Annotated in this window: 21 protein-coding genes and 2 pseudogenes; 10 read left to right on the top strand and 13 right to left on the bottom strand. The window is 67.4% G+C overall.

What is annotated here, in order from left to right:
* The first annotated feature begins 97 nt into the window (after positions 1 to 97).
* From QF036_RS23305 to QF036_RS23290, 4 genes are all read left to right on the top strand, one after another.
* On the top strand, positions 98 to 1,393 hold the full coding sequence (locus QF036_RS23305) for a sugar ABC transporter substrate-binding protein (protein ID WP_307105552.1): 1,296 nt from the start codon (positions 98 to 100) through the stop codon (positions 1,391 to 1,393).
* A gap of 84 nt (positions 1,394 to 1,477) precedes the next feature.
* Positions 1,478 to 2,443, top strand: coding sequence for a carbohydrate ABC transporter permease (locus tag QF036_RS23300; RefSeq protein ID WP_307105550.1), 966 nt, complete (start codon positions 1,478 to 1,480; stop codon positions 2,441 to 2,443).
* 1 nt (position 2,444) lies between these two features.
* Entirely contained in the window at positions 2,445 to 3,323 is an 879-nt protein-coding gene (locus tag QF036_RS23295; RefSeq protein WP_307105549.1) for a carbohydrate ABC transporter permease, read from the top strand.
* Positions 3,324 to 3,355: 32 nt separating this feature from the next.
* Positions 3,356 to 4,882: a glycoside hydrolase family 32 protein gene (locus QF036_RS23290; RefSeq protein ID WP_307105548.1), complete on the top strand. Its 1,527-nt coding sequence runs from the start codon at positions 3,356 to 3,358 to the stop codon at positions 4,880 to 4,882.
* Positions 4,883 to 4,987: 105 nt separating this feature from the next.
* Here the strand turns inward: QF036_RS23290 and QF036_RS23285 are convergent, their stop codons facing one another.
* Complete coding sequence (locus QF036_RS23285) at positions 4,988 to 5,134, bottom strand: hypothetical protein (protein ID WP_307105546.1); 147 nt, start codon at positions 5,132 to 5,134, stop codon at positions 4,988 to 4,990.
* 287 nt (positions 5,135 to 5,421) lie between these two features.
* The gene (locus QF036_RS23280) at positions 5,422 to 5,943 is read right to left on the bottom strand and encodes a COG4315 family predicted lipoprotein (RefSeq protein ID WP_307105544.1); all 522 of its coding nucleotides are present in this window, start codon (positions 5,941 to 5,943) and stop codon (positions 5,422 to 5,424) included.
* A 191-nt stretch (positions 5,944 to 6,134) separates the two neighbouring features.
* Here QF036_RS23280 and QF036_RS23275 point away from each other — a divergent pair, with 191 nt between their 5' ends.
* Together QF036_RS23275 and QF036_RS23270 are read left to right on the top strand one after the other, a co-directional pair.
* Entirely contained in the window at positions 6,135 to 6,635 is a 501-nt protein-coding gene (locus QF036_RS23275) for a sigma-70 family RNA polymerase sigma factor (protein WP_307105543.1), read from the top strand.
* Complete coding sequence (locus tag QF036_RS23270) at positions 6,632 to 7,312, top strand: zf-HC2 domain-containing protein (protein WP_307105542.1); 681 nt, start codon at positions 6,632 to 6,634, stop codon at positions 7,310 to 7,312. The genes QF036_RS23275 and QF036_RS23270 overlap by 4 nt, the downstream gene beginning before the upstream one ends.
* 32 nt (positions 7,313 to 7,344) lie before the next feature.
* Here the strand turns inward: QF036_RS23270 and QF036_RS23265 are convergent, their stop codons facing one another.
* The 3 genes from QF036_RS23265 to QF036_RS23255 form a co-directional block, all read right to left on the bottom strand.
* The gene (locus tag QF036_RS23265) at positions 7,345 to 8,151 is read right to left on the bottom strand and encodes a DUF1206 domain-containing protein (protein ID WP_307106069.1); all 807 of its coding nucleotides are present in this window, start codon (positions 8,149 to 8,151) and stop codon (positions 7,345 to 7,347) included.
* A gap of 104 nt (positions 8,152 to 8,255) precedes the next feature.
* Positions 8,256 to 9,188: a tRNA (guanosine(46)-N7)-methyltransferase TrmB gene (gene trmB / locus QF036_RS23260; RefSeq protein ID WP_307105540.1), complete on the bottom strand. Its 933-nt coding sequence runs from the start codon at positions 9,186 to 9,188 to the stop codon at positions 8,256 to 8,258.
* A 48-nt stretch (positions 9,189 to 9,236) separates the two neighbouring features.
* On the bottom strand, positions 9,237 to 9,656 hold the full coding sequence (locus QF036_RS23255) for a hypothetical protein (RefSeq protein WP_307105539.1): 420 nt from the start codon (positions 9,654 to 9,656) through the stop codon (positions 9,237 to 9,239).
* A 252-nt stretch (positions 9,657 to 9,908) separates the two neighbouring features.
* On the opposite strand from QF036_RS23255, the pseudogene QF036_RS23250 reads away from it, so the two are divergent.
* Positions 9,909 to 11,142, top strand: a pseudogene (locus QF036_RS23250) (MFS transporter).
* Positions 11,143 to 11,217: 75 nt separating this feature from the next.
* On the opposite strand, the gene QF036_RS23245 reads toward QF036_RS23250, so the two are convergent.
* Both QF036_RS23245 and QF036_RS23240 read right to left on the bottom strand, forming a co-directional pair.
* Positions 11,218 to 12,507, bottom strand: a complete 1,290-nt coding sequence (locus QF036_RS23245; RefSeq protein ID WP_307105538.1) for an MFS transporter — start codon at positions 12,505 to 12,507, stop codon at positions 11,218 to 11,220.
* 24 nt (positions 12,508 to 12,531) lie between these two features.
* Positions 12,532 to 13,788: a M20 metallopeptidase family protein gene (locus QF036_RS23240; RefSeq protein WP_307105537.1), complete on the bottom strand. Its 1,257-nt coding sequence runs from the start codon at positions 13,786 to 13,788 to the stop codon at positions 12,532 to 12,534.
* A 100-nt stretch (positions 13,789 to 13,888) separates the two neighbouring features.
* On the opposite strand from QF036_RS23240, the gene QF036_RS23235 reads away from it, so the two are divergent.
* The gene (locus tag QF036_RS23235; protein ID WP_307105535.1) at positions 13,889 to 14,962 is read left to right on the top strand and encodes an Lrp/AsnC family transcriptional regulator; all 1,074 of its coding nucleotides are present in this window, start codon (positions 13,889 to 13,891) and stop codon (positions 14,960 to 14,962) included.
* 2 nt (positions 14,963 to 14,964) lie between these two features.
* Entirely contained in the window at positions 14,965 to 16,374 is a 1,410-nt protein-coding gene (locus QF036_RS23230) for an MFS transporter (protein ID WP_307105533.1), read from the top strand.
* Between the two features lie 12 nt (positions 16,375 to 16,386).
* Here QF036_RS23230 and QF036_RS23225 read toward each other — a convergent pair whose 3' ends face one another.
* The 6 genes from QF036_RS23225 to cycA all read right to left on the bottom strand — a co-directional run bounded on the left by QF036_RS23225 (position 16,387) and on the right by cycA (position 22,786).
* Positions 16,387 to 16,983 (bottom strand): dihydrofolate reductase family protein, encoded by a 597-nt coding sequence (locus QF036_RS23225; protein ID WP_307105531.1) that lies wholly within the window; start codon positions 16,981 to 16,983, stop codon positions 16,387 to 16,389.
* A gap of 110 nt (positions 16,984 to 17,093) precedes the next feature.
* Positions 17,094 to 17,813 (bottom strand): SAM-dependent methyltransferase, encoded by a 720-nt coding sequence (locus QF036_RS23220; protein WP_307105529.1) that lies wholly within the window; start codon positions 17,811 to 17,813, stop codon positions 17,094 to 17,096.
* Between the two features lie 48 nt (positions 17,814 to 17,861).
* Positions 17,862 to 18,203: a Rieske (2Fe-2S) protein gene (locus QF036_RS23215; protein WP_307105527.1), complete on the bottom strand. Its 342-nt coding sequence runs from the start codon at positions 18,201 to 18,203 to the stop codon at positions 17,862 to 17,864.
* Positions 18,200 to 20,713 carry a nitrite reductase large subunit NirB gene (gene nirB / locus QF036_RS23210; protein WP_307105525.1) on the bottom strand — a complete coding sequence of 838 codons (2,514 nt, stop codon included), beginning with the start codon at positions 20,711 to 20,713 and terminating at the stop codon, positions 18,200 to 18,202. Before nirB ends, QF036_RS23215 begins: the two co-directional genes overlap by 4 nt.
* Positions 20,713 to 21,060, bottom strand: a complete 348-nt coding sequence (locus QF036_RS23205; protein ID WP_003803084.1) for a hypothetical protein — start codon at positions 21,058 to 21,060, stop codon at positions 20,713 to 20,715. Before QF036_RS23205 ends, nirB begins: the two co-directional genes overlap by 1 nt.
* Before the next feature lie 235 nt (positions 21,061 to 21,295).
* Positions 21,296 to 22,786: a D-serine/D-alanine/glycine transporter gene (gene cycA / locus QF036_RS23200; protein ID WP_307105522.1), complete on the bottom strand. Its 1,491-nt coding sequence runs from the start codon at positions 22,784 to 22,786 to the stop codon at positions 21,296 to 21,298.
* Positions 22,787 to 23,492: 706 nt separating this feature from the next.
* Between cycA and QF036_RS23195 the strand changes: the two are divergent.
* A pseudogene (locus QF036_RS23195) lies at positions 23,493 to 25,359 on the top strand (DEAD/DEAH box helicase).
* Positions 25,360 to 25,433: the final 74 nt, after the last annotated feature.

Here is a 25,433-nt window from a genome sequence, read left to right as displayed (position 1 = left end):
CCGCGCATAAAAAGGGACGCAGCCGTTGCACCGGCCGCGCCCCTGCCGGACCCGGGGCAATCATCCACGCACTAATTCAGCAGAAGGATTGACCATCATGAACAAACGATTCACTCGGGTCCTGGCCACCAGCATAGCCGCGGCGGCACTCATGGGCACCCTGGGTGCCTGCGGCAAGGGCAGCTCATCGGCCACAACCGAAGGCTCCAACGAGATCACCATGTGGACCCACGCCGCCGGAAACCCGGCGGAACTGGCAGCGACCCAGTCGATCGTGGACTCCTATAACAAGAGCAGCGGCGCGAAGGCGCAGATCAAGGTGCAGGCTTTCCCGCAGGAGTCCTACAACGATTCCGTCGTTGGGGCCGCGTCAGCCGGGAAACTTCCCTGCATCGTGGACATTGACGGGCCCAACGTTCCCAACTGGGCGTGGGCCAAGTACCTGACGCCACTGAAGCTATCCGCGGACCTTTCCAAGAACCTGCCCAGCACCGTTGCCAAGTGGCAGGGCGAGACCTATGCGGTTGGGTACGGCGACGTCGCTTTGTCCATGTTTGCCCGCAAATCTGATCTCGCTGCGGCGGGCGTCCGGGTCGCCACCATTGAGAAGCCATGGACGAAGGACGAGTTCCAAGACGCGCTGACCAAGCTCAAGGCGCTGGGTAAATGGGATTACCCGTTGGACATGGGTACTGCCGGAGCGGGCGAGTGGCTGCCCTATGCGTACTCGCCGTTCCTGCAGTCCTTCGGCGGAGACCTGATCAACCGCAAGGATTACCAGTCGGCTGACGGAGCCCTGAATGGTGACAAGGCTGTCGAATGGGCCACGTGGTTCCGCGATCTGGCGGATCAGGGCTTCATGGCCAAGAAGAGCGGCAAGGACTCCACTCAGGACTTCCTGAACAACAAGAGCGGCCTCCTCTATACCGGGTCCTGGGCGGCGGACAAGGCCCACGCGGCACTCGGCAAGGACCTCGCCGTCATGCCCACGGTGGACCTGGGCAACGGCCCCAAGATCGGCGGGGCCTCGTGGCAGTGGGGCGTGACCAGCGGCTGCAACAATACGGATGCCGCGATGGACTACCTGTCCTACTCCCTGAAGCCGGAAAACGTGGCTGCCGTCATCAAGGCAACGGGGGGCATCCCCGCCACTGATGGAGCCGCGGCCCTGATTCCCGCGTTCGCCGAGGGTGGTGCCAACCGTATCTTCATGGAGTTCTCCCGCGAGTACGCGGTGTTGCGGCCTGAAACCCCGGCCTATCCCTTCATCGCCACGGAATACGGCAAGGCCGTCCAGGACATCCTGGCCGGGGCCGACCCCAAGACCGTCCTGGACAAGGCGGTCAAGGCGATTGACGCCAACATCAAGTCCAACGGCGGCTACAAGAGCTAGCCGGCTGCCGAACGGCGGGACGACGGCGGTACTCAACTGCCGCCGTCGTCCTCCCGCCGGCACTGACTGTCAACGGAGACTCCCATGACAACCACCCAGCTTCCCACCCCGCGCCACGCCGCAGCCCCCGGGCCGGTGGCACCGGTCCCTTCCGTCACCCCGCGCCGCCGGCGCGCAGGTTATCTGCGCGAACAGGTCAGCGGCTGGGGGATGATCGCGCCGGCCGCGGTCCTCCTCCTTGCGTTCGTGTTCCTCCCCGCTATCCTCGGCTTCGGCCTCGCGTTCACCAACGCCCGCCTGATTTCGCCCAGGCCCGTCGAGTTCGTGGGCACGGACAACTTCGCCCGCCTCTTCACCGATCCCACGTTCTGGCGCGCCCTGCTGAACGTCAGCTACTTCGCCGTCGTGGTTGTCCCGGTCCAGTCCTGCCTCGCCCTGGCCATGGCGCTGCTGATCAACAAGAAGTTCCGCGGTGTGAATTTCTTCCGCACCATCTACTTCCTGCCCGTGGTCACCTCGATGGTGGTGGTGTCCCTGCTGTGGCTGTTCATGTACCGCAAGGACGGCCTGATCAATGAGATTCTTTCCGCGGTGAGCTTCGGCCTCATTCCGGGAGCGGACTGGCTCAACGACCCCGCCACCGCCATGCCGGCCATCATCGCGCTGTCCATCTGGCAGGCCGCCGGCTTCCACATGATCATCTGGCTCGCCGGGCTGCAGAGCATCTCCGGCGAACTGTACGAGGCGGCGCAGCTCGACGGCGCGAGCCGCTGGCACCAGTTCCGCTACGTGACCTGGCCGGGCCTCAAGCACACCCGCAGCCTGGTCCTGGTGACCATCACCATCCAGGCACTCGGGCTCTTCGACCAGGTCAGCGTCATGACCCAGGGCGGACCGCTCGATTCCACCACCACCATCATCTACGAGGCGGTGCGGTCCGGATTCAAGCAGCAGGAAACCTCCTATGCCTCGGCCATCTCGCTCGTATTCTTCGTGCTCGTGCTGCTGATCTCCGCAGTGCAGCGCTACCTGACCCGAGAGAAGGACTGACGTGAAAAACGCAATTCGCCTCAGCAGTGCAGGCGCCATGGCCGTGCGCATCCTGTTCGCCGCCGTCGCCGCCTTCCCCATCGTGTTCATGCTGGTGTCCTCGCTCAAGCCGGACCAGCAGATCTTCGGTGACATGTCCTCCGTTGCGGCCTTCCTGCCCATTGGCAACATCTCGCTGGACAACTACACCGCCGTCTTCGACCGGGTTCCGGCCGCGCGCTTCCTCATCAACTCCGTCGGTGTCTCCGCGGTGACAGTGGTGCTGGGAATCTTCGTCAACAGCCTGTGCGCCTTCGCGCTGTCCCGCATGCAGGTGCGCGGCAAGAAGGTGGTCTTTACCGCCATTCTCGCCACGCTCATCGTGCCGTTCCAGACACTCGCGCTGCCGCTGGTGTGGTGGGTGAACCAGCTGCCGTACTTCGAACTCAACGGCTTCAGCCTCGAGATCTCGAAGGGCTGGCTGGACACCTACCAGGTCCAGATCATCCCGTTCATCGCCAACGCGTTCTCCATCTACCTGTACCACCAGTACTTCGAGTCCATCCCCAAGGAACTGGACGAGGCAGCCCGGATCGACGGAGCCGGCTGGTTCAAGATCTACCGCCAGGTGGTCATGCCGCTCGCCGGTCCTGCCACGGCCACCGTGGCCATCCTGACCTTCCTGCCCGCCTGGAACTCCTACCTGTGGCCGCTCATGGTGGTCCAGTCCGAGGAGCTGCGCCCGGTGATGATCGGCATCCAGTACTTCTTCCAGCTCAACGTCTCCTGGGGTGAAGTCATGGCCTACGCCTCGCTGATCACGGTTCCCGTGGTGGTCCTTTTCATCGCGTTCCAGCGCTCCTTCATCAACAGCATCGCCTCCAGCGGTGTCAAAGGCTGACCCAGCCCCACTTCCTAGTTCGAAAGCGAACCATGACTTCCCTGAATGCAACGCCCGCGCTCGACTGCCGCTACCGGCCCAAATGGCACTACGCCGCCGAGCGCAACTGGCTCAACGACCCGAACGGGCTGGTGTACTCCAACGGGGTGTACCACCTCTTCTACCAGCACAACCCGTTCGCTGACGTGTGGGGCAACATGTCCTGGGGCCACGCCACCTCGCCGGACCTGCTGAACTGGGACGAGCAGCCCGTGGCCATCCCGTGCGACGAGCAGGAGGCCATCTTCTCCGGCTCAGCAGTGGTGGACACGCTGAACACAAGCGGTTTCGGCGTCGGGGGAGTGCCGCCGCTGGTGGCCGTCTACACCAGTGCCTACTCCCCGGCGTCGCCGCTCGCCGGGCGGCAGGCGCAGTCCCTCGCGTACAGCACCGACGACGGCGCCACCTGGACCAAGTATGCGGGGAACCCAGTGCTGGACCGGGCGTCCGCGGACTTCCGCGACCCCAAGGTCTTCTGGTACGACGGCGGGGCCGGCAGCTACTGGGTGATGGTGGCGGTCGAGGCCGAGAACCGGGAAGTGGTCCTCTACAAGTCCGCCGATCTCAGGTCCTGGGAGTATCTGAGCACCTTCGGTCCCGCCAACGCCACGGGCGGGGTCTGGGAATGCCCGGACCTGTTCGAACTGCCCGTGGACGGCGATGCCGGTAACACCCGGTGGGTCCTCGTGGTGAACCTGAGCCCCGGCGGGATCGCCGGTGGCTCGGCGGGCCAGTATTTCGTGGGAACGTTCGACGGCGTGAGGTTCCGTTCCGAAACCACCGTCACCGAGGGCATGCAGACGGACGACAGCCGGATGCCGGACTACGGCTGGCTCGACTGGGGCCGGGATTACTACGCCGCCGTCTCCTTCAGCAATGCCCCCGGCGGGCGCCGCCTCATGATCGGCTGGATGAACAACTGGCAGTACGCGGCCAGCACCCCGTCGCAGGGCTGGCGCAGCGCCATGTCCCTGGTCCGCGAGGTCCGGCTGGAGACCCGCGCCGGCCGCCCCGTGCTCGTCCAGGCGGCCGTGGACCCGTTTGAGGCTGCCGGTACGGAGCTGTTCGCCACGGGTCCGGAACCGCTGGCGGACGGCGTGCGGTGGCTGCCCGCGGAGGCCTCCGGGGATGTGCTGCGCTTCGATGCCGTATTCCGGCCCGGTTCCGCGGGCAAAGTCGGGCTGGTGCTGCGTGCCGGCGAGGCCGACGGCGTGCAGGAGCGGACCGTGCTGGCCTACTCCGCCTTGTCCGGCGAGCTCAGCCTGGACCGCACCGGGTCCGGAAACGCCGGGTTCCATGCCGACTTCCCGTCCGTCGAGCGGGTGCCCGTTTCGCTTGACGGCAGCGGCCTGCTGCGGCTCAGGGTCTTCCTGGACCGCTGCTCCGTGGAGGTCTTCGCCCAGGACGGGCTGGTGACCCTCACGGACCTGATCTTCCCCACGGAGTCCAGCACCGCCGTCGGGCTGCTGGCCGAAGGCGACGGCGCCACCCTGGTAAGCCTCAGCGTCACCGCTGGTTGAGCATGTCGAATCCCGGTGGTTGAGCTTGTCGAAACCGAGTTGTGTTCTGGTCAAACCTTGATCTCGACGGGCTCGATCAGCGGTGTCAGCGCAGTAATTGCGGTGTCAGCTGTTTTGCTCGAGCGCAGTCTCGAGGAAGTCAAGGAATTCCTGGTCCACCTGGTCCTCCGATGTGAGCCGGACCTTACGGTCGAAAAAGTCGCCCTCGCGGACCTTGACCGCCTTGAGGCGCTCCCCCAATAGGCGCCTCAAGGCGGAGTGTCACATCCACTGCGGTGTTGCTCGCCCGGGTCACCTGCGCGAACTTCCGGCGGCTGCTGTGTAGCGATAGGTAGCCTTTGCGCATCTGGATTGCCACATCCGGATGGGCTGCGGCCCATGCCAGGAGGGCGTTGGCGATGGGCCGCAGGTTCGGATGGTCCCTGTACTGGGCGTCAAGGAGTTCGTCGTCGTCCCGCAGCATGAACACAGTGGATTCACCACGCTCCGATGGTGGTGCCGGCACCTCCGGAGAGGCGCCGGCACCAACCCTGCAGGCTCTACTTGATCATGGTCCCGTCGGGTGCCACGAGGTACCAAACGTTGCCAACGCCCTGGCCGGTGATGTCGCCCGGGGCCTTGTCCTTCTCCCACAGGTAGACGGGCATGCCATTGACCGTCACCTGCTTCTTGCCGTCGGGCGTATCAATGGTGCCGACCGTCCCCGTTACACCCTCGACTTTGGGGGTGTCCGTGGCAGCAAACACCGGAGGCCACTTCACGAGGCAGTCACCCAAGCAGTTGCTCTTGCCTGAGTCCTTGACGTCCTTCGTGAAGTAGTAGACGCTCATGCCCTTGCCGTCGACCACGATGTCACCCTTGCTGGACGACGCGGTCTTGAGGTCCACCGTGGCGCTGTCGCTGGAGGACGCCGTGGCCGACGCGCTGGCGGTGGTCGCCGGTGACTCGCTGGCCGGGGCCGCCGCCGTAGTGGTGGTGGTTGTGCCGGATCCGCCGCCACAGGCCGTCAGTGAGGCGGCAAGGGCCATAACTGCGAGGCCAACGCTCAGTTGCTTCTTCATGTGCTGCTCCTTGGCTCGGGCCGGCAGACTGAGAGACCGGCGCTATTTGAAATGACGCACAAAGGTGAAGAATGGTTCAAAGAATCCGACGCAGACCGGAATTGAACTTATCGCCGGCTGCCGACGTCGTATTTGCCAGGAAGGCCGGCCCGTTCGGAACGGCTTCATAGGTCATTGCAGGGAGGCCGACTGTGCCGCTGGATGAGGACTTGGTTGCAGCGATCTACCGCGAGCACGGAACGGCGCTCCGCCGGTTTGTGCTCAGCGCCTCCCGCGATCCGCACCTGGCCGACGACATCGTGCAGGAAACAGTGCTTCGCGTCTGGCAGCAGGCGCCCAAGATTTCGGGAAGCATGCGCAGCTACCTGTTCCGGACTGCCCGGAACATCATGATCGACAACTACCGGAAAGCCCAGCGGCGTCCGCTGGAATCCGAGGACCGTGACATCGCGGACCCGGAGGAGGCCACCGGACGGGTTGACGATCTTCTGAACAAGGTCCTGATGGAGGAGGCGCTGCTGCGGCTGAGTTCGGAGCACCGCGATGTGCTGGTGGCACTGCACTACCGGCGGTTCACGGTAGGCGAGGCGGCGGTGCAGCTGAACATTCCGAGCGGAACGGTGAAATCCAGGGCTTTCTACGCGGTGAAGGCCCTGCGGACGATACTCGATGAAATGGGTGTGGAGCGGTGAACGGCAAGGAAGTCCATGAGTTGCTGGGGGCATACCTGCTGGGAGGGCTTGATGAAGCGGACAAACTGCGCTTCGAGGACCACCTCAAGCAGTGCAGCACGTGCCGCAGTGAACTGTCGGACCTGGAATCCCTGCCGGGCCTGCTGGATTCCCTGCCCGTCCCGGACGCCGTGGCGCTCGCCGTTCCGGCGGCCCGCCGGCCCGGATCGGACCCCGCGTCACCCGACCTGGCCCCCGTCCCTCAGCCCGTTCTGGACGAACTGGCTGCCCGCCGTCGTAATTCCCGACGGCGGCTGACGGCCCTTGTGGGGGTGGTGGCGGCGGCCTGCCTGGCGCTGGGATTTGCGGCGGCGCCGCTCTTTGATCCCGCCGACAAGCCCGACGTCAGCTACTCGGTCAAGGCCGACACCGGCATGCAGGTCACGGTGGGAATGGTCAAGAAAACCTGGGGCACAGAACTGGCCGTCGACGGTCGGAGCCTGCCCCAGAACGGACGGCTTTCACTGTGGGTGAAGGACCGCGCCGGAGTTGAGGACCGGGCATGTGCATGGATGGCGACGCCGAGCGGAAGGGTCCGGGTCACCAGCGCAACCCCGCTGCAGTACACGAGCATCGCCAGCGTTGAGGTGCGGAACGACCGGCAGCAGACCATTGCCGTTATTTCCGTGCCGGGCTGAGCCGTTCTGCTGCCTGATCCGCGCTGGGGGACTTACATCCTGGCGAGCCGCGCCCGCACCACCGTGAAGACCCCGTAGCAGATGAGCCCGGCGCCCACCGCGGCCAGCACGTACACCCCGTAGGGCTGTTCCCGCAGGGCGCGAAGCCCGCCGTCGAGACCTGTCGACTGCTCGGGGTGGACGGTGACGGTGGCGATGACCACCAGCAGGCCCGTCACAAACAGGGCAACGCCCTTGGCCACATAGCCCGCCATCCCCAGGGCGATGACGGCTTTGTGCCCGCCCGGGGAAGACGGCGGATTGATGTGCTTCTCAAACGACTTCCGGAACCCGCGGACCGCGTAGATGATCCCGACGACGGCCACGGCCCCACCGATCAGCACCAGGAGCAGGACTCCGCCCGGTGCCTTCATCAGATTGACCGTGAAGTCGCTGGTTGATTCCCGGTTATCGTTGCCGGTGCCGCGCGCGAAAGCGGCCAGCGTGAATGCCAGCCCGGCATACACGGCGGCCTGTGCTGCGGCCTGCAGCTTCTTGCCGGCCTTGTGCTTTGAAGGCAACCGCTCGAAGTCGAAAATCGCATCACCGGCCTGCCACAGGGCGAGCGCCACGCATGCGGCGAAACTGCACCACAGGAGCAGCGGCCCGGCCGGCTGGCTGGCAAGCTCGGCAACGGCGCCGCTCACATCGGCGCGGCCGCCACGGCCCCGGGCGAGCCCGAAGGCAATGAGGCCAACCAGGATGTGGAGCACACCGCTCACGGCAAATCCACCGCGTGCCAGCATTTCGAGGGGCTTCGAGTTCGTGACGTCCTCGGCCTTGCCGGCTGCGCTTCTCAGTTCTCGTTTGATGATCGTTCCTTCGCGCCGGCAGCTGCTGTGGCACTCCGCCACACGCATATCGTGCCACGGCGGGGCGCCCGGGAACAGATGTCCCGGCGCGCCTAGATCCGCCGGTAGCAGAGGTCGAAAATCATCCGGCCGGCTTCGTGCGCCTTGTTCTCAAAGCTGGTGCGGATGCGGCCCTCGAAGCGGGGGGCCCAGCCGCCTCTTTCGTCGATGCCCTCGTTGGGTCCCGTGTGTTCTGTGCTCACGGGAGCCCGTCCCTCTTTCACCGGTGCGCCGCCCACTAGCGACTCGACGCCGGTCTGCCACACATGGGTGAGGGGACTCTCGGGGCCGCTGCGCTCACCGTTGTGAAGGTTTTCGAACGCCTGCGATCCGGCGAGGACGTCACGGACGTGCACGGCATAGTTGGACCAGTCCGTGGCGATGCGCCAGAGGCCACCCGGCTTCAGCGCCTTCGCGGCGAGCTCGGCGAATTCAGGCTGGATCAGGCGGCGCTTGTGGTGCCGGGACTTGTGCCAGGGGTCCGGGAAGAAGATCCACAGTTCGCTGACCGAGCCGGGCGGCAGCATGGTGGCCAGGACCTCGGGGGCGTTCGCCTCCACCACGCGCACGTTGGTCAGGCCGCGGCTGTTGATCTTGATCATGGTGTTGGCCAGGCCGGGAGTGTAGACCTCCACGGCAAGGAAGTCCTTGTCCGGGTTTTCCTCCGCGGCGTGGCAGACCGCCTCCCCCAGGCCCGAGCCGATCTCAACAATCAGCGGTGCCTGCCGCCCGAATTCGGCTTCGGCGTCGAACGAATAGTCGGGGTGGACCGAGGTGTTGGCCACGTGGCGGGGTACGTCGATGGCCCAGCGGCCGGAGTGCTCCTCCCAAGCCGCCTGGCGGCGTCCCTGCAGCCGGGTTCCGCGGCGAACGAAGCTGACCGGCCGTCCGCCGTAGGTTCCGTAGGAGGCCTGGCTTCCCGGCGTGACCGGCCTGGGTTGGTTCGGATTTGCCGGCGGCTGCGGGGATTCGGGAGATTCGCTCATCCCTTCCAGAATACCGGCGTTATGAGGGCGTGGTTTCAGGCCAACCTTTCAATAGAAGACGTCAAACTGGCCGCGCTGAATCGCCGGCAGAAATATGATGAGGGCCTCCAGTGGCACGACGATGAGGCCGGCGAGACCTGTGCTCCACCCGCTGGAACCGCGTGGCGACCGTCTGAGGGCGAAGAGCCCAAAAATTATGGAGAGCAGTGCGAGCAATGCTGGCAGGCTAAGAAAGACAAAATTTGCCATCCATTCCTTGCCGTTACTGCCGGTATCTGGGCGGGTGAACAGGGCGACGAACATCGTAGGCACAATTGTGACCATCATGCTGGGCATCACCAGCACGGCACAGATGATGCTGGCCACGCCCGGGCCGGACCCGCCCTGCCATTGGCCGCCGGGGACTTTGCTTGCCGGGCCGTACTGCGGTGGCGGCTCATCGTGCTCCGGTGCCTGTGGAAAGCTCATGGTTCCCTCCTGAGTCGGCCGGGCTGGCTGGTGAATAGCTACGTGCCGACCACAGTATTGGCCCCGCGGAAACCCGGGTTACCGTGCGATCCCGTATGTGGATAACCCGATCTGGGGGCACTGTCCGGGGCCGTGGATCGAGGGCGCCCCCGGCCCGCACGGGGCGACTGCAAGAATGGGCAGGTGATCGACGCCCAGAACTCACGCCAACACGACGGCCATCCGCCGCAACCCAACGCCGCCAATCCGAACATCCTGGTGGACGCCGAGGCCGACGACGTTCCCGCAGCCGAACCCACCCGCGTGACAGGCCGCCGGGCCTTGGCCTACCTGGGCCTGTGCCTGGTGCTGATCGGGCTGAACCTGCGGACTGTGTTCTCCAGCTTTTCGGCGGTACTGCCCGAGGTGACGTCCGAGGCCGGCCTGCCTGGTTGGGCGGTGGTGGGTGCTGACCACGGTGCCGGTCACCCTGCTCGGCGTGTTTGCGCCGCTGGCTCCCGTCCTGGCGCGCCGGTTCGGTGCGGAGCGGGTCCTGCTCGGCGCCATGGCGGTCCTGACGGCCGGCCTGCTCCTGCGGCCAGCCGAGATCCCGGGCGCCGGGCATCTGCCGGCGCTGTTCGCCGGGACGGCTGCCTGCGGGGCCGCCATTGCGCTGTGCAACGTGTTGCTGCCCGGGTTGGTGAAGCGGGACTTCCCACACCGGCTCGGCCTGATGGGCGGCCTGTACACCACGGCCATCTGCGCGTCGGCCGCCCTGGGTGCAGGCTTCACCTACCCCGTTTTCAGCGTTACCGGCCAGTGGACTTCGGCGCTGTGGTTCTGGGCGGCACCGGCCGCCGTCGTGCTTTTGCTCTTCCTGCCGCTGGCGGTACGGCAGCAGCACGGGCAGCACAAAGCGGTGCGTGAGGGCGTGAACGTGTGGCGGTCGGTGGTGGCATGGCAGGTCACGATCTTCATGGTGCTGCAGGCGATGATGTCCTTCAGCGTCTTTGCCTGGCTCGCTCCGATCCTGCGCGAGCGCGGCGTGGACGGCGGAACGGCCGGGCTGATCGTGTCGGTGTCCATTGTGCTGCAGATGCTGGGCTCACTGTTCGCTCCGGCACTCGCGGCCCGGTTCAGCGACCAGCGGGTGATCAACACCGTGGTGGCGCTCATGACCGGCGGCGGCTTTGCCCTGAGCATCTTCGGCCCGCTCGAGCTGGTCTGGGTGTGGACCGGCCTGCTGGGGCTGGGCCAGGGAAGCCTCACCGCCGTCGCCCTGACGATGATCATGCTCCGCACCCGCGACGGGCACACCGCAGCCCACCTCTCCGGCATGATGCAGGGGGTGGGCTATGGGCTCGGCTCCACCGGCACGCTCCTGGTGGGGCAGCTGCACCAGGGCACCGGATCGTTTACTGCGGCGGGGCTCCTGTTCCTGGCGGTGGGAACGCTGGCCGCGGTGTTTGGCTACCGGGCGGGCCGGAACCGCTACATCGGCGGCTGAGCACCCATATAGGTAGCAGCTGAGGGCGTTCTGAACCCTCAGAACGCCCTCAGCTGCTACCCAGTTGGGAAAAGGTTAGTGCGCCAGGTCCTTGCCCTTGGTCTCGGGGATGGTGAAGATGAAGGCCACGCTGACGGCCAGCAGCACCACCGCGTAGACGTTGAACAGGTTCGGCATGTGGACGGTGGTGCCCAGCCACTGCTGCAGGTACGGCGCCGTGCCGCCGAACACTGCCACGCAGATGGAATACGGCACGCCGACGCCCACGGTGCGGATGCTTGTGGGGAACAGCTCGGCGTACACGGCCGGAACGATGGCGGCGCTCGCGGCGATGAAGATGAGCATCACGGACATGCTCACGGCCAGCTGCCAGGCGGAATCCCTCAGCAGCCACGTCATCGGGAAATGCATCACGGCTGAGCCGACCGCGCCGGCCCACAGGACCTTCTTGCGTCCGATCCGGTCGGACAGCTTGCCCCAGACCGGAAGCGCGGCAATGAAGACGATGTTGCCGATGACGCCGGCCCAGAGGGCCTCGCCGCGGTCGATCTTCAGGGCGGTGGTCGCGTAGCTGGGAGCCACGACGCCCCAGATGTAGTAGATGACGGTGAGGCCCACGGTCAGGCCGATCACCTGCAGGGCCTGCTTGCGGTACCGGACAATCTGCGGCCAGAGCGGGGCGCGCTTCTCCGTGGCGGTCTCGCCCTCGAAGACGTCCGTCTCGTGCAGCCGGGAGCGCATGATCAGTGCGTACAGGCCCATCGCGGCTCCGATCAGGAACGGGATGCGCCAGCCCCAGGCGTTCATGACCTCAGTGGTCAGTGCCATGTTCAGCACCGCGCCCAGCAGGGTCCCGAACAGGATCCCGACCGTCCCGGAGGTGTAGATCAGCGTGGCCCAGAATCCGCGGTGTTCCCGGGGTGCCATTTCGGAAAGATAGGTCTGCGACGACGGCAGTTCGCCGCCGTGTGCCAGGCCCTGGACCAGCCGGGCCACCAGCAGCATCAGCGACGCGAACGCCCCGACGCTGGCGAACGTGGGGGCGACGCCGATCATGAGGCTGCCCAGCGACGCCAGGCCGACGGCGAGTGTCATGGACGCCTTGCGGCCCACCCGGTCACCGATCCAGCCGAACAGGAAACCGCCGAAAGGACGGGCAACGAAGCCGACGGCGAAGATCGCCAGCGTGGACAGCACGGCTGAGGCGGGGTCGGACTTGCTGAACAGCTGGCTGGCGATGAACGGCGTGAAGGTGGCGTAGATGGCCCAGTCGTACCATTCAACGGCGTTTCCGATGCCGGTGCCGATGATGGTCTTGCGGGTCGAGGTCCTGCCCTCGCGCTGGGCGTTGATGATGGCGGTCATGGTTGTCTCCCTGGGATGGGCGGGCTAGAGGGCCGGAACGGAAGCGGGGACCCGGGCGCCGGCGGCGGCCAGGGCATCCAGGCGGCTAATGGCGAGCTCCGCGTAGAGCGCGGCACCGTCAGCCAGCACGCCGTCGTCGAACGTTGCGTACGGCGAGTGGTTGAACGGGGAAGTGGCGTGGTCCGCGTCCTGGGGGACGGCGCTCAGCCCGACAAACGTGCCGGGCACCTCGGCCAGGACCCGGGAGAAGTCTTCGGAGCCGCTCAGCGGCGTGGCCCACCGTGAGAGCCTCGAGTCGCCGAACAGTTCGGTGATGACCTTTTCCGCCGTGTGCGTCTCGTCCTGGTCGGTGATGGTGAGGGGGTATTCCTGCTGGTAGTCCACGTCGACGTCGAGGCCGTGCGCCGCCGCGATGCCTTTGAGCAGCCGCGGCACGGCGTCCATCATCCGCTGCCGGTTCTCCTCGGAGAACGTGCGGATGGTGGCCTCGATGCGGGCCGTTTCCGGGATGACATTGCGCTTGGTCCCTGCGTGGAGCACCCCGACGGAGAGGACTACGGGATCGAACATATTGAACTGGCGTGTGACCATCACCTGCAGGGCCGTGACCATCTCGGCCGCTGCCGTCACGGGATCCTTGGCCGAATGCGGGGCGGAGCCGTGGCCGCCGGCACCGAGCACGGTGACCACCAGGCCGTCGGAGGCGCTGAGCATCACGCCGGGCTTGGTGCAGAACGTTCCGTGCGGCTCGAGGGAGGAGAATACGTGCATGCCGTAGGCCGCATCCACGCGCCGGCCGGGGGCATCCAGGATGCCTTCGCGGATCATGTAGCTGGCGCCGTCACAGCCTTCCTCGCCGGGCTGGAACATCAGGACGACGTCGCCTGCCAGCCGGTGCCGCCGCTCGGCAAGGAGGGTGGCCGCGCCGGTGAGCATGGAGGTGTGGAGGTCATGGCCGCACGCGTGCATCGCGCCGTCGATGGTGGAGGTGTAGTCGACGCCGGTCTTCTCCTGGACGGGAAGCCCGTCCATATCCGCCCGGAGCAGGACGGCGGGTGCGGCGCCTGCAGTGCCACTGGGAGCGCCGCCGCCGCGCAGGACCGCGGTGACCGACGTCGTCTCCTTGCCCAGGGCGATTTCATACGGCAGGCCCTCAAGTGCCTTCAACACCTTTTCCTGGGTCCGGGGCAGCTGCAGTCCGATTTCGGGTTCCCGGTGCAGGTCGTGGCGGAACCGGGCAAGGTCTTCCTGCATCTGGCGGGCGTCTGCGGCGATCGGCACGTGTTCTCCTCGTTGGTGGTCCGGTGCTGTGGGTCTATTCTGGAGTGGCCTGGTTCACATTCGGCTGAAGTGCTGGAAAAATGCAAAAGCCCGGGCCTATATGCAGGATTCGTGCAGAACCCTACGGGAGGGGAGACCGCTGGACGTCACCGAGGAAGACCTCGCGCTGATCAACGCCCTGCAGATCGCGCCGCGGCTGAGCTGGGCTGACGCCGCCGAGGTCCTGGGTGTGCACGCCACCACCCTGGCCGCGCGGTGGGAGCGGCTGACCGCCGCCGGCGCCGCCTGGGTCACGGCGCATCCGATGGGGGATCCGCAGAAGATGTGCCTCGCCTTCGTTGACGTCGAGTGCGAGCTGCACCGCCGGGCGGAGGTCACCCGGGCACTGGCGGCGGTGCCCGAGATCGTCACCGTGGAGGAGGCGGCGAGCAACCGGGACCTGATGCTGACGGTCATCACCGGCTCCCTGCAGCACTTCACGGCCGTGGCGTCGAGGCTGCACGCCATTGAGGGACTGGTCAAATACCAGACCGCACTGGCCACGCGGCTGCACACCGGCGCCTACGCCTGGCGCATCAACGTCCTCAACCGCGGCCAGCTCCAGGCGCTCAGGGCCCTCGCCGGTCCCGAGGCCGCGGGATCTGCGCCCTCCGCGGCGGTGGGGGAACCCCTGCCGGCCAGCCATCTGGCCATCCTGCCGTTCCTGTCGAAGGACGGCCGGGCGACGGCGGCAGAAATCGCCAGGGCACTGGACCGGCATCCGGCCACCGTGCAGCGCCAGCTGAACAGGGTGCTCGCCAGCGGGGTGCTGTCCTTCCGATGCGAGATTGCGCAGAAGTATTCGGGCTTCCCGGTGACCTGCCACTGGTTCGCCAACGTCCCGCCGGGCCAGCATGAAGCGGCGGCCGAGGAGCTCCGCAGCTTCCGGAACGTCCGGCTGAGCGCCTCCACCACCGGGCGCACCAACTTCGTCATCATCATGTGGCTGCAGTCGCTCGCCGACGTCATGAACGCTGAACTGGCCCTCCAGCAGCGCATCCCGGGCATCGAACTCGTGGAGAGCGTCGTCATGCTGAGGACGGTCAAGCGCGTGGGCTGGATGCTCAACCCGGATTCGACGGCCAGCGGCGACGTCGTCGCGGTGACCACCGGCGCCCCAGAGCTGGTGGACTGACCGTGCGCGAATCAGCCGTGTCCGCCCCGCCCGGTGCCGGAATCCTCCAGCGGCCCTACCTGCTGGTGACCGTGGGTGCCTGTGCCCTGGTGTTCCTCGCCGCGTTCGAATCCCTCGCCGTCACCACCGTCATGCCTGTCGTAAGCCGCGAGCTCGGCGGGGCCAGCCTGTACGCGCTCGCCTTCGCCGGCCCGCTGGCCACCGGCGTGATCGGCATGGTGGGCGCCGGCAACTGGTCCGACCGGCGCGGACCCGTCGGGCCGCTGCTCGCCTCCGTGGCGGTCTTTGCGCTGGGCCTGCTGGTGGCCGGAACCGCCAGCACCATGTGGGCGGTGGTGGCCGGCCGGCTGGTGCAGGGGCTGGGCGGCGGCGCCATGACGGTGGCCCTGTACGTGGTGGTGGCACGGGTCTATCCGGCCGTCCTGCACCCCAAGATCTTCGCCGCCTTCTCCGCCGCGTGGGTGATCCCGTCCCTCGTCGGGCCGTTCGCCGCCGGCCTTGTGGCCCAGCTGGCGAGCTGGCACTGGGTGTTCCTCGGCGTCGTCGTGCTGGTACTCCCCGCCCTGGCGATGCTGTTTCCCGCCTTGCGCGGCGTCCGGTCCGGCAACGCCAACGGGAACGGTCCCGCGGGCGGCTCCGGCGGCGGAAGCGCATCAGATCCGGCCGGTTCCCTGGTGCCCTGGGCGCCGGGACGGCTGGCCTGGGCGGCCTTGGCCGCGCTGGCGGTCCTGGGCCTGAATCTGTCCTCCGGGCTTCCGGTGGCCGGACCGCTCCTGGCCGGGGCCGCCGTCGTCATTGCGCTGCTGGCCGTCCGGCCGCTGGTGCCGCGCGGGACCCTCACCGCCCGGCGGGGCCTGCCCAGCGTAATCCTCATCCGCGGGCTGGTTGCGGCCGGTTTCTTTGGCGCCGAGGTCTACCTGCCGTACCTGCTTGTGGAACGGTACGCCTTCTCGCCTACCTTCGCCGGCCTCACGCTGACCGGCGGAGCCCTCGCCTGGGCGGCGGCGTCGGGCGTCCAGAGCCGTCTGGGCGGGCGGCTTGGCAGCCCGGTTGCCGTGCTGATCGGCTCGGTGATGGTGCTGCTGGCGATCGCCCTGGCCCTGGTGACCACCGCGCTTGGCTGGCCGGCCGCCGTCGCGATTGCCGGCTGGGTCCTTGCCGGCGGCGGCATGGGACTCATGTATCCGCGGCTGAGCGTGATGACGCTGGCTCTTTCCACGCCCGACACCGAGGGCTTCAACAGCTCCGCGATGTCCATTTCCGACTCGCTCGGCGGCGCGCTCTCGCTTGCCGCCACGGGGATCGTGTTCACGGCGTTTACGACGACGGCGGCCTCGTTCGCCGGCGTCTTCGTGCTGACCGCGGTGATCGCCGCAGCCGCGGTCGCCATAGCGCCCCGCGTCGCCCGCTAACTCCAATGGAAATCAGATGCGGGGGAGGACCTTGTAGTACAGGTGGGTCACGGCGTCGCCCTGGATCACCGCTGTCTGCTCCAGCTTCACCGGGGCCGCCGCGAGGTTGTCAAAGAACCGGATGCCCTGGCCAAGGATCCACGGCGCCAGGTTCACCCGGATCTCCTCCACCAGTCCGGCGTCGATCGCCTGCCGGATGATGTCCGGCCCGGCCAGGGACACGTCCTTGTCCCCGGCCAGCGCGGTGGCGGCCCTCACTGCATCCGCGAACCCGGTGGTGACGAACGTGTAGGGGATTTCGTCGCGGGGCCAGCCGTCCGGGACGGAATGGCTGAGCACAACGATGGGGCAGTCGATGGGATGCCGGCCGCCCCAGCCGTCCGTCAGGTCGAAGATCCTGCGGCCCACCAGCATGGCGCCTGCCGTGGACATGGTGCGCCGCAGGTGCATGGCGCTGGCTTCGGTCACGTGCCAGGTCATGTCCTGCCTGGCCGTGCGGACCTCCACCGGGCCGTTGTTGTACCAGTCGAAGAGCCCGTTGACGGAGTCGTCGGGGAGGGCGATGAAGCCGTCCAGGGACATTGTCATCTCGGCGACCAATCTGGCCATCCGTGTGCTCCTCTCGATAGGCGTCCCTGCTTCTCCTGCCGGCGAGTTTTTGTACAGATGTCGCGGGCTAAAGGGCGTTTAGAGGACGATATCTGTACAAAAACTCAGGACTAGGCGGGTGGCGGCTGCAGGCGGGTGGCGCGCAGGACGGCGTCCGCGAGCACGGCCGACTGCCCGTCCGGGCCCATGGCCTCGCGCTCCCGGCTGGCGGCAACATCCACGCGCCACTCCGGCGGCGCAATCCCGAGCTCGGCCGCGGCCTGCTCCGCCGTGAAGAACATCCCGGAAGTCGCGTGGGCGTCGCCCCCGTGCGAGTGGCTGTGCTCCCCGGCGGGGCTCTCCTCCGGGCGGCTGTCCTCGTCCGACTGGCTCCGCCACGGCGGCAGGCCCTCGGGATGGTGACCGACAATCAGCAGCGTCCCGCCCGGGCGCACAGCATCGGCAGCCACGCGGTGCGGCCGCTGCCACGGAGCCTCGGTGGAGTGCAGGAACTGGGCGGACACAAGATCGAACTGCTCCGCCGGCGCCCACGCGTCAAGGTCGCGCTGCAGCCACGTGATGCGGTTCCCGGCCGCTGAGCCCGCGGCATGCTGTTCAGCCCGTTCCAGTGCGACGGCGGAAACGTCCACCGCGGTCACCGTCCAGCCCTGCTCGGCGAGCCACAGGGCATCGGCACCCTCCCCGCAGCCCAGGTCCAGGGCAGTGCCGGGCTCCAGCGCGGCTGCTTCTGCCACCAGCTGCGGGTTGGGCCGGCCGCTCCACACGCGTGGCCGGCTCCGGTACATCTCATCCCAATGGCGCGCGGCGCCGTCGTGCCCCTCGTGGTCCATGGGGATTACCCTGCCACAGAATCAACTGCGAGTCAGTTGGGGAGAGTGTCAGGGGAGCCGCACGATGATGTTTTGCGATTCGTCCGCGAACACCGGATAACTGCGCAGCGGGCCGGCGCCTGTGGTGGAGCAGCCTGTTTCCAGCTCAAACGCGTGCTGGTGCAGCGGACACATCACCACGGTCCGGTCGATGGTGCCGTCGGCGATGGGGCCGCCCTTGTGCGGGCAGACCGCGGACACCGCGCGGAGTGAACCGTCCCGCAGGCGGAACACTGCGACCTGTTCCCCGGCCACGCCGTACGCGCGCCCCTCGCCCACCGGGATCTGGTCCACCGGGCCAAGGATGTGTAGCCCGCCGGCCTGCCGGTCGTTGAAAAGTTCGGCGCTCATCGGACCGGCACCTGGGGGAGCACCTCGAGCGGGAGCGAGGTGCGGAACTGGCCAGGGGTGAAGGGGTCGTTGCGCTCGGCCCACGGGTCAACATAGGCATCCACCGACTCCTGCATGGCGGCGTCCAGCTGCGCGCCCAGGCCTTCCGCGTCGTCGACAATCACCGCCCGCAGGTGCTCGATCCCCACCCGCGGGACGAAGGAATACGTGCGTTCGAGCCAGTTGGCGCGCTCGCGGTAGTACTGCATGAACCGCCCGGCCAGCAGCTTCACCGTCTCGGGATCGTCCACGGTCGCCAGCAGGTCCCCCTTCCGGATGTGGGCGCCCGCCGCGCCGCCGACGTAGATTTCCCAGCGTCCGCCGTCGACCGCCACCACGCCCACGTCCTTGACCAGCGATTCGGCGCAGTTCCGCGGGCAGCCGGACACCGCGAGCTTCAGCTTCGCCGGTGACTCGATGCCCTGGAACCGCGACTCGATCTCGATGCCCAGCTTCGTCGAGTCACCCGTGCCGAAGCGGCAGAACTCCTGCCCCACGCAGGTCTTGACGGTCCGGAAGCTCTTGCCGTACGCGTAGCCCGACGGCATGTCCAGGTCCGCCCAGACCTTCGGCAGGTCCTCCTTGGGAACACCCAGCAGATCGATCCGCTGACCGCCGGTCAGCTTCACCATGGGGATGTTGTACTTGTCCGCGACGTCGGCGATCCGGCGGAGCTGCTCCGGGGAGGTCACCCCGCCCTTCATCTGCGGCACCACCGAGAAGGTGCCGTCGCGCTGGATGTTGGCGTGGACGCGGTCGTTGACGAACCGCGCATCGCGTTCGTCGATGTACTCACCGGCCCACATCATCTTCAGCAGGGACGCCAGGCCCATCTTCGACTTCGAGTCCTCGGCGCCGCCCGGAGCCAGCGCCGCGAACACGGCAGACACCGACCGCAGCCCCTGCTCCCGGATCGCCGCCATCAGCGCGGCCTTATCCAGTGGCACGCCGGGAACATAGTAGGCAGCCGCCGGGTCCTCCTCGACGGCGCCGTCAGCGGCCCACTCCACCACCTGCCGGACCAGCAGCTTGCAGGAGCCACAGCCCTTGCCGGCCCGGGTGGCGTCCATGACGCCGGACAGCGTGGTGCAGCCGCCCCTCACGGTGTCCGCGATCGCCTGCTTGCTGACGCCGTTGCAGTTGCAGACCTGGGCGTCGCCGTCGAGCTCGGCCACGCCCGCTTCCTCATCCGGGCCGCCGAGATCGAACAGCAGCGAGACCCGTTCCTCGGGCAGCGGCAGCCCGCGGTCGAACGCCTGCGTCAGGTAGGCGACCTTTCGGCTGTCCCCGAGCAGCGTTGCGCCCACGATCTTGCTGTCGCGGATCACGATGGACTTGAACACGCCCCGGCTGGGCTCGGAGAACACCACGTGCTCGTCGGTGTCCCGTTCCGGGGCTTGCAGCCCCATGGATGCGACGTCGACGCCGGCCACCTTGAGTTTTGTGGCGGTGCGCGAGCCCAGGTAGGTTGCTTTCGGGTTGGCCCCGGTGACGTGGTCGGCCAGCACGGCGGCCTGCTCCCACAGCGGCGCCACCAGGCCATACACCTCGCCGCGGTGCTGGACGCATTCACCGACGGCGTAGATCTCGTCCTCATCCGGGACGCGCATGTGGTCGTCCACCAGGATGGCCCGCTCCACCGGCAGACCGCTGGTCACCGCCACCTCCACGTTGGGGCGGATTCCCGCGGCCACCACCACCATGTCGCATTCGATGTCCGGCGCGTCCCGCAGCTGGACGCCGCGCACCCTGTCGCCGCCCAGGATGGCGGTGGTCCGGCTGCTCGTATGGACCCGGATGCCCAGTGCCTCGACGCTGCGGCGCAGGACCGCTCCGCCGTCGGGCCCCATCTGGGCGTTCATCAGGTGCCGGCCGGAATGGACGACGTCGACGTCGACGCCATGGCTTTGCAGCCCCCGTGCGGCTTCCAGCCCCAGCAGTCCGCCCCCGATCACGACGGCGCGGCGGCGGTGGTCCTGCTGGGCGTAGGACACCATGCCGCGGGTGTCATCGATGGTCCGGAAGGCAAACACCCCGGGCAGCAGCCGTCCGCCCGGTGTGTACAGGCCCTCGACCGGCGGCATGAACGAGCGGCTTCCGGTGGCGATGATGAGGACGTCGTACGGAGTAGCCCGGCCGTCGTCGGAGAACACCAGCTTGGCGAAGCGGTCGATCTTGTCGACCCGGACCCCTGCGTGCAGCGTGATGTCGTTCTCCCGGTACCAGTCCAGTGAATTCAGAAAAATGCCGCCGGCGTCCTCCTCGCCGGACAGGACGTGGCTGAGCATGATCCGGTTGTAGTTGCCGTAGGGCTCGTCGCCGAACATGGTGATCCTATGCTGGACAGCGCCTCCGCGGGCCAGGATTTCCTCGACGGCGCGGGCGCCGGCCATGCCGTTGCCGATCACCACAAGCCGGCGCCGGGTATCACCCGGAGTGCTCCGCCCGGAGCGGCTGGCGAGGGCGGTCATCAGTGCTCCACCATGCCCATGTCGATCACTACGGATCCGCTGACCCCAGTGTCCGCCAGGAGCCTCAGCTCGATCAGCGAGCCGCCGTCGATGTCCTCCACAACGCGGAGCGGGACGTGCACGTCGCCCTTGGCGGCAATCGGGAAGTACCGCATGGGCACGCCGTCCCGCATCAGCACCACAGTGATCAGCTCCGCGGAGGAGTTGCCGCCACGGAAATAAAGGGTCTGGTTGATCACGCCGTCCGGGACGAAATGGGAGAGCTGGCTGTGGATGGGCACGGCTTTCTCAAGCCCCGCACCGTCGAACGGGAAGATGCCCTGAAGGAAGATGTTCTTCAAGATCACGGTTCGGATCCTTTCGGCGGAGGGATGCTGCGGCTGCTGCCGTCAGCCCGGCATGAGTCCATCCTTCGCCGCACGTGTTACAGCGCCCGGCGGCCTGTGTAATTTCCGCATGACACCTTCCTCACCGTCTATCGGTCCTGGAGCTGGCACAGGAAACAGCGCAAAGAACCGGGCACAGAAAAGCCGCGCGGCCGGACACCTCGGTGCCCCGCCGCGCGGCTTCTTTCGTGCGGAATTAGGGGGTGGCGCCGGTGGCGGCGGGGACGCTGGTGCCGTCGGCCTTCCATTCCTCGATCCGGGCCTGCTGCAGCGGCGTCTGCCGGTTGAAGTACCAGGCGGCGCCCAGCAGCAGGAACCACACCGGTGCGACAACCAGCGCGAGGCGGGTGTCCTCGGCCTGGGCCAGCGCCACGAGCATGAACACGAAGAAGGCCAGGACCACGTAGGGCATGAAGGCCGAACCCGGCATCTTGAAGGCGGAGGCCTCGTGCAGTTCGGGCCGGCGGCGGCGGAACACGATGTAGCTGATGAGGATCATCGACCAGACGAACATGGTCAGCACCGATGCCACGGAGGTGACGATGGTGAAGGCGCCGATCACGGAGTCGCCCGCGTACAGCAGGACCAGGCCTGCCAGCAGGAAGATGCAGGAGAACAGGAGCGCGTTCTGCGGAACCTTGCGGGAGCTCAGCTTGCCGAAGGCCTTCGGGGCGTTGCCGTCCTGCGCGAGGCCATAGACCATGCGCGAGGTGGAGTAGATGCCCGAGTTGGCGCTGGAGGCGGCTGAGGTCAGGACCACCAGGTTGATTACGACGGCGGCGACCCCCAGGCCGGCGAGGGTGAACATGCCGATGAACGGGCTGCTGGCGGGATCGATGCTGCGCCACGGGTTGACGGCCATGATGACCACCAGGGCGCCCACGTAGAAGAGCAGGACGCGGATCGGGATCGAGTTGATGGCCCGGGGGAGGTTCTTTTCCGGGTCCTTGGTTTCGGCAGCCGCCGTGCCCACGAGTTCGATGCCGGCGAAGGCGAAGATGGCGATCTGGAAACCGAGGATGAAGCCGAACATGCCGTGCGGGAACATGCCGCCGTCGTTCCACATGTTCGCCAGGTTGGCCACCGCGCCGCTCGGCGAGGTGAAGTTGGTGGCGATCATGACGACGCCGGTGGCGATCAGGGCGAGGATAGCCACCACCTTGATGATGGCGAACCAGAATTCCGCTTCGCCGAAGGCTTTGACCGTGGGGAGGTTCAGCAGGATGAGTACCACGGGCGTGATCAGTGCCGGGATCCACAGGGGCGTGCCCGGAGCGAGCTTGTCCACGTAGCCGGCGATGGCCACGATGTCGGCCACGCCCGTCACCACCCAGAAGAACCAGTAGGACCAGCCGGTGAAGAAGCCTGCCCAGGGGCCAAGGATGTCGCCGGCGAAGTCGCTGAAGGACTTGTAGTTCAGGTTGGAGAGCAGGATCTCGCCCATGGCCCGCATGACGAAGAACAGCATGAAGCCGATGATCATGTACACGAAGATGACGGACGGGCCGGCAAGGGAGATGGTCTTGCCGGAGCCCATGAACAGGCCGGTGCCGATGGCGCCGCCGATAGCCAAAAGCTGAATGTGGCGGTTGCCAAGTCCGCGGGCGAGGTGCGGTTCCCTGCTCTGGCCGGGTTCAGCACGTTCTGTGGAGGGTTGAACGGAAATGCTGGTGGTGCGTTCAGACATCAAGTCTTCTTCCTTGTCACAGGTGCCGGCACGTGCGGGAGGTCGCCGTGTCGGCCGCGTCGGTCCGCCCAGGATGTGACGGAACTAACAATTGGATGGTGTTAAGACTATGAGCGGCGGAACGCGCCAAGTGCGCGCCTGCCGGCCACGCCTCCTGACGGCGGGCAGGCAGGATGCCCCCGCGCCGGGCGGAGTCGCCGGGCCGGAAAAGCGCATTCCCGCAGTCCAGCTGGGAATCTGGCCCGCCGGCAGGAAATTCGCAGGTGGTGCGAAACGCCGCAATAGTCTTCGACATATGTCCAGCATGCCAGTCCCAAATGTCGTCCACTGTCGTCGGTGAGCTGCATCACGATCCTGGGGCGGTGCTGCGAAGGGTTGAACTGCCCCCACCTGCGACCCCGGTCGAAGGCGTTAAGGGCCCGAAAAGGGCCCGGGAAACGGGCCGAAAAGGTGCCGGAACGGGCCTGACGGGCGCTGATGGTAGACTGGTGGGACTTGATGTGCAGTGATGCCCGCCGCTGGTGGGCTTTTTTCATGTGAGAGGCACATCCTGCGTCGATGAACGCTATTGGTCCCGGCGGCCGCTGTTTGAACACTGGCAGCAGCCCGGTTGACCACCTGACTTTTCTTCGGCGACCCCCTGAGCCAACCGGCGTCGGGGGCCGATATCCGCTGGATACCGCCTGAAAGACCCTGATAAACGCATATGACTACTTTTGCTGCCCTCGGCACGCCCAAGGCACTCTCCGACACCCTCACCGCCCAGGGCATCGAAACCCCGTTCCCCATCCAGGTGAAGACCCTCCCCGACACCCCTTGCCGGCCGCGACGTCCTGGGCCGCGGCCGCACCGGCTCCGGCAAGACCATCGCCTTCGCCATCCCGCTGGTGGCCCGCCTGGCCGAGCGCGAGGCTCCGTACTTCCGCAAGCCCGGCCGCCCCATGGGCCTGGTCCTTGCACCCACCCGTGAACTGGCCACCCAGATCAACGCCACGATCGAGCCGCTGGCCAAGGCCATGGGACTGAACACCACGGTGATCTACGGCGGCATCTCCCAGGCGCGCCAGGAGAAGGCGCTGCGCGCCGGCGTCGACATTGTCATCGCCTGCCCGGGCCGGCTGGAGGACCTGATCCGCCAGCGCATCCTGACCCTCGAGGCCGTCGAGGTGACGGTGCTGGACGAAGCCGACCACATGGCCGACCTCGGCTTCCTGCCCGTGGTCAAGAAGCTCATGGACATGACCCCCAGCCAGGGCCAGCGCCTCCTGTTCTCCGCCACCCTGGACAACGGCGTGGACAAGATCGTCCAGCGCTACCTGTCCAACCCGCTGACCCACTCCGTGGACGATCCGCAGGCCGCGGTGACCACCATGGAGCACCACGTGCTGGTAGTTAACGACCAGACCGTCAAGAAGCAGCTGATCGTTGAACTGGCCTCCGGCGCCGGCCGCCGCGTGCTGTTCATGCGGACCAAGCACCACGCCCGCAAGCTGGCCAAGACCCTGACCGATGCCGGGATTCCCGCCGTCGACCTGCACGGCAACCTGTCGCAGAACGCCCGTGACCGCAACCTCGCCGAGTTCTCCTCCGGTGAGGTCCGCGTCCTGGTGGCCACCGACGTCGCCGCCCGCGGTGTGCACGTCGACGACGTCGAACTGGTCATCCACGTCGACCCGCCCACCGAGCACAAGGCTTACCTGCACCGCTCCGGCCGCACCGCCCGTGCCGGCTCCGACGGCACCGTGGTCACGCTGACCCTGCCCGAGCAGCAGACGGACGTCAGGAAGCTCATGAAGGCTGCGGGCGTCGACGTCAGCTTCGATCGGGTCACCGCCAGCTCGCCCATCGTTGCCGATCTGGTGGGCGCGATTGCCGACAAGGTGGACCCCCGGACCCGCGCCGCGCTGCTCGCCGCCAAGGCCAACCAGGGCGGCGGCACCTCTACCGGCGCCAACGCCGAGCGCAAGCGTGCACGCCGCCAGGCATCACCCACGGCCGGCGGCCGGGGCGGGCGCGGCGGCCGCGGGCGGGTTTCCGCCGAGGCTCCCCGCACGGATCTGCCCCGCGCTGAACGCCGGGCGGCGGCCTACGGTGGCCGCGCAGCTGCCCGCGATGCTGTAGAGCGCGTCGCTGAGCAGAACGAGGACCGCGCCACTGCGGCTGCGGCAGCCCGCCGCAACGCCCGTGGCCGCGGCACTGCCGCCAGCACGCACCGCAACGACGTCCCGGCAGCTGGTGGCCGCTCGTCGGCTGGCCGCGGTTCGGATGGGCGTGCGGCAGAGGGCCGGGGCGATTCCCGCTTCACCCGCAGCGAAGCTCCCCGTGGCGGCACCGGCCGCCCGAGCACCGGCGGCCAGCGGAACGGGCGTCCGGCCACGGGCCAGCGGGCAGCAGCCGGCAAGACCGGCGGCAACGCAGCGGTCTGGTCCTCCACCACCGGCGGCACGTCCGGCGGATCCTACGCAGGCGCTTCCTCCGCGGGCGGCAGCGGCCGCTCCGGTGACGGCCGTCCGGCCCGGAAGGCCCCGCGCCGCGCGTCGGCCCCCGCATCCAACGAGCGCCGCGGCCGCTAGGTAGCTGGCGACACGCAAAATGCCGTGCGCTACGGGAATTCCCGTAGCGTGCGGCATTTTGCGTAGCGCAAAGC

Source organism: Arthrobacter globiformis, from assembly GCF_030817195.1.
Lineage (GTDB): Bacteria > Actinomycetota > Actinomycetes > Actinomycetales > Micrococcaceae > Arthrobacter > Arthrobacter globiformis_D.
The sequence above is the reverse complement of the archived record's forward strand: the minus strand, read 5'-3'. Positions and strand labels throughout refer to the sequence as shown.

Excerpts from the sequence above, each read along its gene's own strand:
- QF036_RS23305 (WP_307105552.1), top strand. The coding sequence starts at position 98 with ATGAACAAACGATTCACTCGGGTCCTGGCCACCAGCATAGCCGCGGCG.
- QF036_RS23300 (WP_307105550.1), top strand. The coding sequence starts at position 1,478 with ATGACAACCACCCAGCTTCCCACCCCGCGCCACGCCGCAGCCCCCGGG.
- QF036_RS23290 (WP_307105548.1), top strand. The coding sequence starts at position 3,356 with ATGACTTCCCTGAATGCAACGCCCGCGCTCGACTGCCGCTACCGGCCC.
- QF036_RS23280 (WP_307105544.1), bottom strand. The coding sequence starts at position 5,943 with ATGAAGAAGCAACTGAGCGTTGGCCTCGCAGTTATGGCCCTTGCCGCC.
- trmB (WP_307105540.1), bottom strand. The coding sequence starts at position 9,188 with ATGAGCGAATCTCCCGAATCCCCGCAGCCGCCGGCAAATCCGAACCAA.
- QF036_RS23255 (WP_307105539.1), bottom strand. The coding sequence starts at position 9,656 with ATGAGCTTTCCACAGGCACCGGAGCACGATGAGCCGCCACCGCAGTAC.
- QF036_RS23245 (WP_307105538.1), bottom strand. The coding sequence starts at position 12,507 with ATGACCGCCATCATCAACGCCCAGCGCGAGGGCAGGACCTCGACCCGC.
- QF036_RS23235 (WP_307105535.1), top strand. The coding sequence starts at position 13,889 with ATGCAGGATTCGTGCAGAACCCTACGGGAGGGGAGACCGCTGGACGTC.
- QF036_RS23225 (WP_307105531.1), bottom strand. The coding sequence starts at position 16,983 with ATGGCCAGATTGGTCGCCGAGATGACAATGTCCCTGGACGGCTTCATC.
- QF036_RS23220 (WP_307105529.1), bottom strand. The coding sequence starts at position 17,813 with ATGGACCACGAGGGGCACGACGGCGCCGCGCGCCATTGGGATGAGATG.
- QF036_RS23215 (WP_307105527.1), bottom strand. The coding sequence starts at position 18,203 with ATGAGCGCCGAACTTTTCAACGACCGGCAGGCCGGCGGGCTACACATC.
- nirB (WP_307105525.1), bottom strand. The coding sequence starts at position 20,713 with ATGACCGCCCTCGCCAGCCGCTCCGGGCGGAGCACTCCGGGTGATACC.
- cycA (WP_307105522.1), bottom strand. The coding sequence starts at position 22,786 with ATGTCTGAACGCACCACCAGCATTTCCGTTCAACCCTCCACAGAACGT.